The organism is Paenibacillus sp. PastM-3 (assembly GCF_029893965.1).
Taxonomy (GTDB): Bacteria; Bacillota; Bacilli; order Paenibacillales; family Paenibacillaceae; genus Paenibacillus_AQ.
Genome location: NZ_JARXXP010000056.1, coordinates 1 through 11,728, shown reverse-complemented (window position 1 = coordinate 11,728; position 11,728 = coordinate 1). Strand labels below are relative to the sequence as shown.

Here is an 11,728-nt window from a genome sequence, read left to right as displayed (position 1 = left end):
GCTTTTTCTAATGCTCTAACTGGAACATTCACCTTTAAAAACTGGCAGCTTGAACTCGGCAGCACTCCTACACCGTTTACCCCAGCGGAGCCACAATCTGTTATCCTCCCAGTTGCTCTCGGCCAGATCGGAGATGTGAAGGATAGCGTATATAGTGCGGGTACAGAATGGATATATGTGGAGCGGATCAAGAAAAATGTGGCGTTGGATGGTTCGCTGGCTTGGACATTTGATGTTAGTATTTCAGGGTTTAAAGTTGTAAAGGTTCCAGCATTTGCGGGTCTTACACAGCATATGACCTCTGCGAATTCTCGAGCAATCCGTTATGATGGGCGGGTTTTGACACCATATACTGGTACTGCAACGACAGCCAATGCTTATCGTCAGCTTTTTGGAGATACATCATTTTTCACTACAATCTCAACTGATGCATCTGGTTGGACGGACACGCTTAATCCTAGTGCTAATGCTATAAAAGCTCTTATGAATGGTTGGCTTGCTATAGCCAACAACGGCACATCATATACGTCTTGGGTGTCCATCTTGGACGGCAGTGCTCCTACTACCAATACAGAGGCTTGGGTAGCAGCAAATAAAGCACCGGGCTGGACAGCATGGGCTACCACGGATTACGCTCTAGCCTCTGCTGCTGCCCCAGTTGTCATCCCGAATGCAGAGGGCAGTATTACACTGCACCCAGGAGGCAATCAGATCAGTGTAGAGACGGGGGTTATTCAGCGGGAGAAAGTCACTCCTGTGTTTAATTCTGGAGCAAACTATTGGGAAATTAACAGAACGGATGTACAGTACCCTGCATCAAAAACGTCGAAACGCTTGGCTAGGTTTGTAGAGATTTATGCTGGTGCCGATGTGATGCCTAGAGTATGGGCTGTTAATGCGATGGGTGTGTCTGGAACAGATAATGGGGCGCGGGCGGGTATCCCGGGAGCTTACTATGATACCACAAAGGATTACTATGTCACCTACATCGCCCTGGACAAATACGCTCTTACGGCTAATGTCACAGAGACAGCAGCGACCTGGAAGACAGGGCTGGGGGGTGTGGTATCTGATCTGGTGCAGGATGTCGCGGAGCTGCGGCAGGAGAATGATCGGCAGGATTTTGCAGATGACTACATCGAGGCAAAGGTCGATAACCTGAAGTTAGGTATATCAAATGCAAGCGCCCTTCCAGACAGTATTCAAAAGTTCAAGCTAACCGAGAACACCGGCGCACCATTCTTAGTTAATTCGGGAAGCGCAAATACTTTGGTGAACACTGGTCTATATAGTATTACAAACTCATCAGTAACAGACTTGCCCGCGGCAGCGACAGGGATATTGGAGGTTGAGGGCGCTCTACAAAGATTCACAGAAACCCCGTCTCTGCGGACGTGGAAGCGACGAATTAACGCAGGCGTATGGAACTCTTGGGTTGAAGATGAAAACGCCAGCCGCAAGAACGTTGCTGGAGGATATGCAGGATTAGATACAAATGGAGACCTTGCAATTGCGGCCATTCCCGATTCAGTATTACAAGGTACGCTTGCTTATGCTGTTACAACAGGCACCTATGCGACATTGGCTGCCAGCTTAACCCCCGCGCCTGCTTCGCTGACTGCAGGGTTACGCTTGACTATCAAGACCCATGTCGCCAGCCCTGGCCCGGCTACGCTTAACGTCAACGGCCTTGGAGCCAAATCCATTAAAAAGCCAAACGGCAACAATGCTGCTTTGGCTCTTGGTGGTGTCTATACGCTGGTGTACGATGGCACAAATTTTATCTTACAGGGTGAAGGGGGTGAGTACGGAACAGCAGGGGCAGCACAGGTCCTGTCTGGCTACACAGTAGGATCGGAGGATGGCCTAATAAATGGTAGCATGGCAAATAACGGTGCAGGCGGGACAGTCACCCCTACAACATCAGTGCAGACTAAGCCAGCAGGATATTATTCGTCGGCCATTACCATAGCCGCAGTATCAGCACCGGCTAATAAAATATTATCCGATACAACGATTGCCGGAGTAGCAGGCACCGTGCCAATCATTACATCGGGTAGCGACCCAGCTCAGGGCGTGGGCTTATGGGCGGATGGGGGGTTGGCCGTATATCCTTCGGAGGGCTATCGAAAAGGCGGGTCAGGTGCCGGAGAAATTAAGGTGTCTGTTGCACAATTACAGTCAGCTGATGTTTCACTGCGTCCAGAAAACATTTTAAGCGGTAAGACTATATTTGGAACGTCAGGCACTGTAGTTAAAGGGCCAACAAGAGGAACGGTAAGCACATCTGGTAGTGTGGGCTCTTATGCTGATGGAGGAACTATATTATCAATTGCTCCATGTCCGCAGGGATTTTCTTTTGTAGGGACTGGTACTGGACTGCGGATTGTAGGAACTTCGCAAGTTCAGTTATTTGATAGTGCGGGTCACTACTTCACTTTTATTAATAATGTTATAGAAAATCGAACCGATATTTTAAGTTCCTTTATTATTGATCCTGCAGCAAATCGTGTGACATGGTGCGTTAATGGAGTGATACAATCCGAAACCATTTCAGGAAACTCCCTGAACGTCAACACTCAGTTGTCATTAACTATAAAAGGGGGAGCGAACGGAAATACGTTTAATTTACAGGGGACAATGCTCTATTAAAATATAAAAAGTGAGGTGGATGTTATGCAGATTGGAATGAAGATTTACTATGATAAGGCAACCGGCAATGTAATCCACAATACCGGCGAATACATCGGCCGGAGTTATACGGAGCCTACGGAAGATCAGGACTTTGCCAGCATTAAGGAGTTGGCCCAGCGCGTCCGGGAGACAGTCGGCGTACTCAAGCTGCAGTACGGACAGTACTCCCGCGAGTTTGCTCAGGCAGATAGTTACCGGGTTAATCTGGAGTCCGGCACGCTGGAGTTTACCTATCCCGGCCCGCAGCCGCATCCCTTTGAAGGCAGGTTGGAAGCAGTGGAGGCTGGATCGGCCGACACCGCGCAGCAGCTGGCCGAAACGCTTACCCGCCTGAATGACGCTGAGGCTCAACTGCAGGACGCGCAACTCGCATTGGTTGAAACATTTGAGGAGCTGCAGGTTACCCGGCAGGAGGCAGCAGATGCGCAGCTTGCGCTCACAGAGCTGTACGAGCTGGTACTCGCCGGGCAGCAGCCTGTAACGCCTGAAGCCCCTGCAGAGGGAGGTGAAGTAGACAATGGCTAAAGTGTATGCAAGCTTGATCAGAAAGGGCCTGAAGACGCTGGACCAGGTGCCGGAGGTTATCCGTCCGGATGTGGCCGCCTTGCTGGAAACCGAATAGTGATTGCCGGAAGCGCCTAATGAGGCGTTTTTGTTTTGCCCTCGGAGCTGATCCGGGGGCTTTGTTTTGCCCAACAAACAGAGAGAGGGAGCGGTCATAATGCCTGACGGGGGAACTCAAAACAGAGGAGGGAGCGGGGATGTAATGCCTTTGCAAAGGCTGGATGATGTAGAGCAGCAGCTGCAGGGGCTGGCAGCAGAATTTACACGGTTGTCGGCTGAAAACGTCACTGCTAACACCAAGCTGAAGCTCTTGGAAGAAAACGATCACCGGCATGAGGAGAACATCAAGCAGATCAAAGAATCCACCATAGAGATGAAAGTCCAGTTTAACGCCATCATGGGGAAGTTTGATCAGTTGGAGAACCGGATATTTATGCTGCTGCAGCAGTCCGGCAAGGACAATCAGACGGAGCGAAAGTTCTGGATGGACTTACTCAAGTATGTGATCGGCGGGACGATCTTTGTTATTGTTGGATACATTTTCATAGGAGGGAAATGACGTGCAGATCATCCAAAAGGGCAATGCCCACACGAACTCAAGCAGTCGGGATGGACATATACCGATTGCAATCGTAAATCATATCAGCGGCGGGACCATGAGCAGCATGGACTCCTGGTTCACCTCATCCGGGAATGAGGAAAGCAGCGCGCATTTTGGTGTATCGAAAGCCGGTGTGATTCACCAATACGTGGATATTAGGAAAATGGCTTGGGCAAACGGCCTGAAGGTTGCAGACATTCCACGAGCAACGGCTACCATCGTGAAGGAGCAGGCGCCGGTTAATCCTAACAAATATAGCGTCAGCATCGAGCATGAGGGCACTGACGGCGCTCTGACAGAGGCGCAGTTTGCTGCAACCGTCTTGCTGCATAAATACATTGCCAGCGAGGTCAAGCGCATCTATGGCAAGAAGCTGCTACTGGATACCAAGCATGTGATCGGGCACTTCCAGGTAGACCCGAAGCGCAAACCGTTCTGTCCTGGCCCTAAGTTTCCATGGGAAAGGCTGTATGCGGCAATCAATCAAAAGGAGAGTGATACCGTGAAAAAGGATGTTTTGGTGACTGTGAAGGTCAGTGGCAAGCAGATCCAGAACGGCGTGCTGGAGGATGGGGTGACATATCTACCGGTGCGTGCTGTGGCTGAGGCGTTGGGCCTGACAGTGGGCTGGGATCAGGCGAATAAAATTGTTACCCTTACGAAGGAGGGCGAATAGCAATGAACAGCAAATGGCGGAACTATGGTATGTGGGTATCCCTGACGGCAGCAGTGCTGCTGGGTGTCCAGACTGTCGGAGCAATCTTCGGGGTACAGTTTGCGCCGGAGAAGTATGATGAGGCTACAGCGGCGGTTAATGCGATCCTGGGGATTTTGGTTGTGCTGGGTATCGTAAGCAACCCGGAAGCCGGCAAAGGATATACAGATAAAGAGTAGCACCGCGCCCACTGGCTAAGGCTGGTGGGCGTTTATTTCCTCCTAAAAACCCCGAAATAAAACCCTTAATTCCTCTGTTTTTTCGCCTTTTACTTAACGATTGACTGATAAAATAGATATAAACAAAGAAAATTTTTACAAAATACCCCTAATCAAACGCTTGTTCGGAAGGAGAATGGATATTATAGTGTAATTAATAATTACAGGAGCACATAAATATCCTGTGAGGTGGAAAAATGTATAGCAGCCGTTGTATCGACTACATTAACCTAGAAGACTCTTTTAATACCCGTATTATTACTTATGTAACAGGTGACCGACCAGGGTGGGAAACACAAATATCTCCTGATGTCGTGGATACTTTTATTCATCACTTGGACAAAATGGGCCCTCAACAGAAGCTAACATTATTCCTGTACACGCGCGGTGGAAATACAATGGGCGCTTGGAGTATAGTTAATCTTATCAGACAATTCTGTGAAGAATTCGAGATCATAGTTTCCTCTAAAGCGCATAGCGCAGGAACATTAATGTGTTTAGGAGCAAATAGTATCATTATGACTAAACAGGCTACACTAGGCCCTATAGACCCAAGTGTGAATACTCCTTTGAATCCTCAAATACCTGCCGGCAACCCTTTAGCAAAATATCCTGTGAGTGTTGAGGCAATCAAAGGATATTTTGAATTAGCTAAAACTGAACTTAATATTAATGATGAGAAGAGTTTAACCGATGTATTAGTTAAGCTCGCCGATATGGTTCACCCACTTGTGCTTGGTGAGGTTTACAGAGCTAAAGCACAAATTCAAATGCTTGCAAAGAAGTTATTAATCCATCAAGATTTCACAGAAGAAAAGTTAGATGAAATAATCTCTTTTTTAGTTAGTGATTCCGGTAGCCATGATTACACAATTTATCGGAGAGAGGCAAGAGAACAACTCGGTCTTAATATCGTTAAACCTACACAACACCAGTACGAAGCGATAAAAAGATTGCAAAATAGTATTACGAATGACCTTAAGCTAAATGAACCTTTTGATCAACAGGCTTTACTGGGGCCAGCCACAAATGCAAGATATGAGATCAAACGTTGTTTGATTGAGAGTGTTGAGGGCGGATCCCATTTTTTCAATAGCGAAGGTGAGCTAAGCAGAGTTCAAGTACAGACACCAAATGGATTGCAGAATGGAATTAATGATCTGAGAATTTTTGAAGGATGGAGGTTTGAAGATGCACCAGCAAGGACCAACTAATAACATCGTGTACAACATTTACTCAAATTCAAGTGCTGCTTCAGTGAACATTGAAACCACTGTGAAACCAGATGCTTACTCGAATGTATTAAAAAATCAAACGGTAATCTACTCAAAGATGGATCCGAGGTTTAGTTTGAACCAAACAACTTCTTGTACATGACTGTTTGGATGTATGTTTAATTTAGCATTATCAAGTTCAGTTGCTTTACTTCAATACCCTGCCTATTTAATGGTGGGGTATTTCATTACATAGGAGTGAATAGTGTGAGTACTACATATAAAGTCCTTGAGAGCGATTCAGACTTTCTGGCTGCAGCCCTAAGCCAAGCCCGAGTTACGGTATTTGAACTCCGCGGTGATCTGACTGGCTGCATCGTTGATTATGGCGGACCCGTGCAGAAGTGGAGTCCTGAAAGTATTAAAATAGCTGATGCTTATTATCGTCGTGGAGAGTTTGAATTTAGAATGGTACTTGCTTAGGTGAATACATAAAATGACCCGCCAGCATAGGCTAGCGGGTATAATATGAACTGTTTCTATTAGAAAGGTTCTCCTCCGTTAACTACCACAGTAGATGATTGATATTTGGTATAGTAAGATCCACTATTTGTAATGCTAGAACTTACCAAATACTTCTCAGCACTAAATTCACCGCTAGCTAAAAATAATCCATGATTTGAATTAACTACTATCTTTCCATACGTAGGTCTCATATCACAACTTAGATTTTTAGTTGTTGGATATCCGAATAAATTTGCGTATTGTGCCGTTGAATTCGCTGAATCGTAGTTTGTGTTCCTGGAACAATATCGGAAACAGTGCCATTGTCATTGACACCTGGATTTGTTATTTGTGTTCCATTTTTTGTATAAAGATAAAGTGTTACATCTGAATCGACATCGCTTAAGTTATTGATGTTGAACATAAATTGGTCTCGGTATTGGTTTGTGGAAGAATTGTCACCACAAACGGTGTTACTTTGAATTGAAAAATAAATGACACGATTTACATTAGCTGAGACATCGCCAGACGAAGTTATAAGCATTGATGCTATTAACAACGTAATGATTCCTAATTTAGAAATAAATGATTTTTTCAATCGGTACAACCCCTTATTTTTTTCTATAATCTTACACTTAGAGATCCTAAAAATACAGACTATTATTGGGAATAGGAGAGAGCATCCTAAAAAACAAGCCGCCAATCCATGGCGAGATTTTTTTGTTAATCCACATATTTCCTAAGCAACCCTTAAGTGTATTGTAAATAAATGTCGAATAACAGACTGTTTGTTCGCTCTTTTTTAGTGTAGGCTTGAGGCATACATATTAAAGGAGATGAAAGTTTGTGAAGAGTTGGAAGAAAAAACTGGGATTCTGTGGTCTTATATTAATTATAGCTATATCATTTTTTGGAATTCAAAAAAATACATTTGCAGCTACTGTTGGCAGTAGCCAATTATTAAAGCCTGAAACCGGATGGACGCGGATAATTGATTCTAATCCACTTATTACTTATATGGGGACATGGACAAAATATACATGGAGTGGGTATAGTACAGGATCAGCAACCGCTGCGATATCTGATGGAGCATCAGCGTCTTTTTGGTTTAAGGGCGATAAATTGAGAGTTCTTGGAACGAGGAATACTAATAAGTCTAAAAATATGAAAATACAGATTGATGATACGACATATACTTTCAATGTCTATGGCAATCCTCAAGCAGATACATTATTGTTTGAGAAGACTGGATTAGATAATGCGAATCATCAAGTAACACTAATTTATAACAAAGAGACTTCTGAAGATTTTGTATTGAGTGCATTTGATATAAGTGATGGCGGATCATTAATTCCAGAGCCTACTGCGACCCCAACACCATCTCCAACTGTTGCGCCTACGACTACACCAGCACCGACTGTTACACCGACTAACGAACCAACTGTAACTCCCGAGCCCATAGCGACACCCAGTCCTACTCCCGATCAATCTACCGGTAACCGTGCTATCCTTATAGTTACGATGAATACTGGTCTTGAGAAAGAGTTCGATCTTAGCATGGACGAAGTCAACGCATTTATTAGATGGTACGAGAATAAACAAGCTGGAACTGGCACAGCATCCTATGCCATTGATAAACAAGATAATAATAAAGGGCCGTTCTCTAGTCGGAAAGACTATATGATCTTTGATAAAATCCTTACTTTTAGTGTTGACGAGTATTCTGCCGAATAAAGATAAGTAAACAAACCCGCCAGGCTTAGGCCTGACGGGCCTTTTTGTGTTTATACAATAAACTCAGTAAATACCGGTGACCGCAGCATGCCGGACTTGGTCCAATTCCTCATACGCACTTTGGCGCGTAGTTTCGGCGCCAGGTGAACAAACTCCTTATCCTCGCCGGTTACCAGTTGGCCGGCAACTCCGCGAAACGCCTGCTTATGCACTGGCGACACTCCAAACTCAATCACTCCAGCTGGCCGCAGTTTATCGGACGGTCCGGGCACAGCTGCCAACCAGCCGAACTCCTGCTTTCTATAGCCCGTAATGTAGACATCTGCATAGGTCCAGTTAATGACCTTCTGCCAGGCGTGAGACCGGCGGCCAACCTCATAAAGGCTGTTCTTGCGTTTGCCCACAACGCCCTCCATGCCTCGCGTCTCGATCTGCTCAAACAGCGCCTCTCCAGCACCATCCACGTAGGGCACCACGCCAAAGCTGCCGGATGGCAGGGATAACCCAGCAAGTATCTCCTTGCGGCGCAGCAGCGGCAATCCTGTTAGGTCATTTCCTTTGTACTGGAGGATGTCAAAGATAGCGTAGTATGCCGGCAGAGTGCCAGTGAGCTGCTGGATTTTACCCTGTCTGCGCGCTTGGAATCTACTCATGACAGCCTCGAAATCTGACACCCCTGTGGCCGGATCGACGCAGGCGACCTCACCGTCCAGGATTACATCATCTGCAAATGGTAACTGCAACTCGGGGTATTGCCGGGTGCAGTCGTTGTCATGCCGAGTATATAGGCGGACCTGCCCGGCCTGTTGCGAATAAATCAAACGGTGCCCGTCAATCTTGGGCTCATATATATAATCACTGTTGCTAAACGGCACGGGAGCTGTCTGCAGCAGCATAGGACTGATAAACATAGTCTCACCTCATAATGATTATAATGCTTAACTAAACCCTTCGGGCGCGGTAAGTATTGGGACTGGCCGTATTATATTTCCATTGCTTAAAAATCCAGAACGCGGTTATAATACAAACAAATGTTCCTATTTTGGAGGCGGGTCAGTATGAAAATGAGCATCGGGCAGACAGTAGAGATCGTTTATCAGGCGAAAGACGGTAAGATCACACAGCGCAAAATTGAGATTGTTGGCATCCGTAACGGCCGCATTCGAGCGACTTGTTTGACTTCCGATGCTCCGAGGGTATTTCTTGCTGAGAACATCCTTGCCTGGAGGCTTGTAAAGAGAGGTGTGGTGGCATGAGCGAATTAACCAAAAGAGAACGGGATGCTCTGAATGCTATTGTCACTCTATATGATCAATTGAAGTACTCACCGACTATGAAGGAAATTGCAGAGGAAATGGGATTAGCATCTGCATCAACTGCCTTCAAATATATTGAGCTATTGGAGAAGAAGGGATTCATTGAACGTAAAGAGAGTGCTCCGCGGGCTTTGAGGGTGCTGCGGCGTGCTTGATGATACTTCCCGGAAGCTGCTGCGAATTATAGCCCAGTTTCGGTATCACTTTAAACGAATGCCTGATATTAAGGAATTAGGACGCTTGAGCGGCCGGCGGCCGGCAGAGATTACAAAGGCATTTAAGGTGTTGGCAGCCGAAAACTACATACAATGGAACACGTCTGAGCCTATCCAAAAGGCGGTTATACTTGAAGTGTGGGAACGTAACGTACCATACGATATAACGCCGCAGGGAGGCACACAGACTGTGAGGGACGGCGGTAATATTGATTACTGGCTTTACCACTAGGGAGGCTTACATATATGACTAAATTGGACGGGAATGACCGGTGGCAAAATAAGATGCTGCTCACAGATCATGTTGATCAGTATGAGGAACAGCAGCGTGAAATGGAAATCCCGGTAAATGGTTTGTTGACAAATGAGGAGCGGCTAATGGTTCGTGACCTGATCTTACTGCCACATATAGATACGATGCTGGCAAAAAGTATGGCAGAGATCGAGCGGTCCGGTAATGTCCTGACCAAAATGTATTTGTTAGCCGGCCGTTACATACAAAATCGAATATCGAAAGACACTTGGGAACTACAGAAGGAATTAAAACAGAGAAACGTTAGGTTTATTTCGGAGGAACAGGACGACTTTATATTGCACTATAAGATATTCTTCAGGGGCTACCAGGAACGCTTCGGGCTCACCAGGGACGTAATGCGTACAGAGATTAGTCTGAGACTCACCAAGTATACGGCCGAGCTGGGACGTGTCCTAAAGGACCATCTTAAATAATGCAGACATAACAAAACCCCGGGGAGATCCCGGGGCTGTTTCTATTTAATCTCAGCCAGCGCCTTATCCATTTGTGATTCATTCGCCTTGACAGACTCACTGTCTACAGCATCTACACCGCGATATGTGTACTTGGTGTTCTGATAAAAATCGAATGCGAAATCACCGAGGGGTGTTCCTTCATGTGCCTTTTCTACTACCACTGCTTTAAAAATATTGATAAGCATATATTCAGTATCTTCAATATGTGCAAGGTAGTTTTGAGCATTATACTCTTCCACGATCTGAGATTCAAAGTCCTTTAATTCTTCAGCAGCTGGCTCGTAGTCTTTTGCCAATACTTCTGCAGCATCTGCTTTTTGAGTAGGGTCAGTGTCCGATTGAGCAATCTGTTTAATTGCTGATTCCCAGTTGATGGATGATTCTTCTGAGCTGGTTTCTCCAGTACTTGGGGCAGCGGTCGGTTCAGCAGTTTGCTCGGCAACAACAGGCTGCGCTTCCTCTGTCGCCGCAGGCGTTGCCTGATCAGCCGGATCGTCATTACCTGTCAGCAGCCCGATGGTTCCACCAACTACGATGACGATTACCCAAAATACCCAACGTTTATAAAATGGCTTCTTCATGGTGTTCCCCCTAAAACTGATAATCATTAACAAAAACAGTCTATCAGATTTAGACAAATACTACCATTGTTGATTATATGTTTTAAAAGTTAATCACTACTTTTTTCAATTTTCCAATGATACGGATGTTCGTTTCTTCGCCAGTCAAAACGATAGGAGGATAATTTGGATTTGTAGATTGTAAAATCAAAGTGTTATTTTGCTTGTAAACCTTCTTCAAAACCGCCTCATCGTCAATTGAAACAGCCGCAATCTCTCCATCTTCAACTTCTTCCTGTTGCCGAATTAATAACAAATCTCCATCATAAATTCGGGCCCCGTTCATGCTATCGCCTTTAGCTCTCAAGTAGAAATATTGGCCGCCATTAATCCACGAGCGAGGAGTTACTTCATAACCTTCAATTGATTCGTATGCTACCCGACCGTTACCACAAGAAATCTTCCCGACAATTGGCAAACTTATGTTTTCTGATTCTGCAGACTCTTCGCCCAGATATGTATATGCGCCTTCGGTTAATTGATTAACTGTAACACCCAAGGCAACTGCTATTTCTTTTAGTCGATCCATGTCGATTTTATGTTCACCATGTTCATATCTTTG

General features: G+C 45.5%; 15 protein-coding genes and 1 pseudogene. 12 read left to right on the top strand and 4 right to left on the bottom strand.

Features of this window, described 5'->3' with window-relative positions:
* From M2108_RS30870 to M2108_RS30835, 8 genes and pseudogenes are all read left to right on the top strand, one after another.
* A pseudogene (locus M2108_RS30870) lies at window positions 1-2,652 on the top strand (hypothetical protein); the annotation flags it as partial.
* Between the two features lie 24 nt (window positions 2,653-2,676).
* Window positions 2,677-3,219: a hypothetical protein gene (locus M2108_RS30865; protein ID WP_277473291.1), complete on the top strand. Its 543-nt coding sequence runs from the start codon at window positions 2,677-2,679 to the stop codon at window positions 3,217-3,219.
* Window positions 3,212-3,316 (top strand): CD1375 family protein, encoded by a 105-nt coding sequence (locus M2108_RS30860; protein ID WP_277473290.1) that lies wholly within the window; start codon window positions 3,212-3,214, stop codon window positions 3,314-3,316. The genes M2108_RS30865 and M2108_RS30860 overlap by 8 nt, the downstream gene beginning before the upstream one ends.
* 144 nt (window positions 3,317-3,460) lie before the next feature.
* Window positions 3,461-3,817: a hypothetical protein gene (locus M2108_RS30855; protein WP_277473209.1), complete on the top strand. Its 357-nt coding sequence runs from the start codon at window positions 3,461-3,463 to the stop codon at window positions 3,815-3,817.
* 1 nt (window position 3,818) lies between these two features.
* Window positions 3,819-4,535 carry an N-acetylmuramoyl-L-alanine amidase gene (locus M2108_RS30850; protein ID WP_277473289.1) on the top strand — a complete coding sequence of 239 codons (717 nt, stop codon included), beginning with the start codon at window positions 3,819-3,821 and terminating at the stop codon, window positions 4,533-4,535.
* Between the two features lie 2 nt (window positions 4,536-4,537).
* Entirely contained in the window at window positions 4,538-4,753 is a 216-nt protein-coding gene (locus M2108_RS30845) for a phage holin (protein WP_277473288.1), read from the top strand.
* Window positions 4,754-4,989: 236 nt separating this feature from the next.
* Entirely contained in the window at window positions 4,990-6,006 is a 1,017-nt protein-coding gene (locus tag M2108_RS30840; protein WP_277473287.1) for an SDH family Clp fold serine proteinase, read from the top strand.
* Window positions 6,007-6,273: 267 nt separating this feature from the next.
* Window positions 6,274-6,489 carry a hypothetical protein gene (locus M2108_RS30835; protein ID WP_277473286.1) on the top strand — a complete coding sequence of 72 codons (216 nt, stop codon included), beginning with the start codon at window positions 6,274-6,276 and terminating at the stop codon, window positions 6,487-6,489.
* Window positions 6,490-6,730: 241 nt separating this feature from the next.
* Here M2108_RS30835 and M2108_RS30830 read toward each other — a convergent pair whose 3' ends face one another.
* On the bottom strand, window positions 6,731-7,108 hold the full coding sequence (locus M2108_RS30830) for a hypothetical protein (RefSeq protein ID WP_277473285.1): 378 nt from the start codon (window positions 7,106-7,108) through the stop codon (window positions 6,731-6,733).
* A 248-nt stretch (window positions 7,109-7,356) separates the two neighbouring features.
* On the opposite strand from M2108_RS30830, the gene M2108_RS30825 reads away from it, so the two are divergent.
* Window positions 7,357-8,244 carry a bacterial surface protein gene (locus M2108_RS30825; RefSeq protein ID WP_277473284.1) on the top strand — a complete coding sequence of 296 codons (888 nt, stop codon included), beginning with the start codon at window positions 7,357-7,359 and terminating at the stop codon, window positions 8,242-8,244.
* Window positions 8,245-8,294: 50 nt separating this feature from the next.
* Here M2108_RS30825 and M2108_RS30820 read toward each other — a convergent pair whose 3' ends face one another.
* Window positions 8,295-9,155 carry an ATP-dependent DNA ligase gene (locus M2108_RS30820; RefSeq protein WP_277473283.1) on the bottom strand — a complete coding sequence of 287 codons (861 nt, stop codon included), beginning with the start codon at window positions 9,153-9,155 and terminating at the stop codon, window positions 8,295-8,297.
* A gap of 147 nt (window positions 9,156-9,302) precedes the next feature.
* On the opposite strand from M2108_RS30820, the gene M2108_RS30815 reads away from it, so the two are divergent.
* The 3 genes from M2108_RS30815 to M2108_RS30805 all read left to right on the top strand — a co-directional run bounded on the left by M2108_RS30815 (window position 9,303) and on the right by M2108_RS30805 (window position 10,504).
* Entirely contained in the window at window positions 9,303-9,500 is a 198-nt protein-coding gene (locus M2108_RS30815; RefSeq protein WP_277473282.1) for a hypothetical protein, read from the top strand.
* On the top strand, window positions 9,497-9,715 hold the full coding sequence (locus tag M2108_RS30810) for a LexA family protein (protein WP_277473281.1): 219 nt from the start codon (window positions 9,497-9,499) through the stop codon (window positions 9,713-9,715). Before M2108_RS30815 ends, M2108_RS30810 begins: the two co-directional genes overlap by 4 nt.
* 306 nt (window positions 9,716-10,021) lie before the next feature.
* A complete protein-coding gene (locus M2108_RS30805) occupies window positions 10,022-10,504 on the top strand; it encodes a YhjD family protein (RefSeq protein ID WP_277473280.1) in 483 nt (160 codons plus the stop codon).
* A gap of 41 nt (window positions 10,505-10,545) precedes the next feature.
* On the opposite strand, the gene M2108_RS30800 is transcribed toward M2108_RS30805, so the two are convergent.
* Both M2108_RS30800 and M2108_RS30795 read right to left on the bottom strand, forming a co-directional pair.
* Window positions 10,546-11,127 (bottom strand): hypothetical protein, encoded by a 582-nt coding sequence (locus M2108_RS30800; RefSeq protein WP_277473279.1) that lies wholly within the window; start codon window positions 11,125-11,127, stop codon window positions 10,546-10,548.
* Window positions 11,128-11,209: 82 nt separating this feature from the next.
* Window positions 11,210-11,728 (bottom strand): helix-turn-helix domain-containing protein (locus tag M2108_RS30795; RefSeq protein WP_277473278.1); only part of this gene is annotated, 519 nt, incomplete at its 5' end.

Excerpts from the sequence above, each read along its gene's own strand:
- M2108_RS30820 (WP_277473283.1), bottom strand. The coding sequence starts at position 9,155 with ATGTTTATCAGTCCTATGCTGCTGCAGACAGCTCCCGTGCCGTTTAGC.
- M2108_RS30810 (WP_277473281.1), top strand. The coding sequence starts at position 9,497 with ATGAGCGAATTAACCAAAAGAGAACGGGATGCTCTGAATGCTATTGTC.
- M2108_RS30860 (WP_277473290.1), top strand. The coding sequence starts at position 3,212 with ATGGCTAAAGTGTATGCAAGCTTGATCAGAAAGGGCCTGAAGACGCTG.
- M2108_RS30840 (WP_277473287.1), top strand. The coding sequence starts at position 4,990 with ATGTATAGCAGCCGTTGTATCGACTACATTAACCTAGAAGACTCTTTT.
- M2108_RS30865 (WP_277473291.1), top strand. The coding sequence starts at position 2,677 with ATGCAGATTGGAATGAAGATTTACTATGATAAGGCAACCGGCAATGTA.
- M2108_RS30800 (WP_277473279.1), bottom strand. The coding sequence starts at position 11,127 with ATGAAGAAGCCATTTTATAAACGTTGGGTATTTTGGGTAATCGTCATC.
- M2108_RS30845 (WP_277473288.1), top strand. The coding sequence starts at position 4,538 with ATGAACAGCAAATGGCGGAACTATGGTATGTGGGTATCCCTGACGGCA.
- M2108_RS30815 (WP_277473282.1), top strand. The coding sequence starts at position 9,303 with ATGAAAATGAGCATCGGGCAGACAGTAGAGATCGTTTATCAGGCGAAA.
- M2108_RS30805 (WP_277473280.1), top strand. The coding sequence starts at position 10,022 with ATGACTAAATTGGACGGGAATGACCGGTGGCAAAATAAGATGCTGCTC.
- M2108_RS30855 (WP_277473209.1), top strand. The coding sequence starts at position 3,461 with ATGCCTTTGCAAAGGCTGGATGATGTAGAGCAGCAGCTGCAGGGGCTG.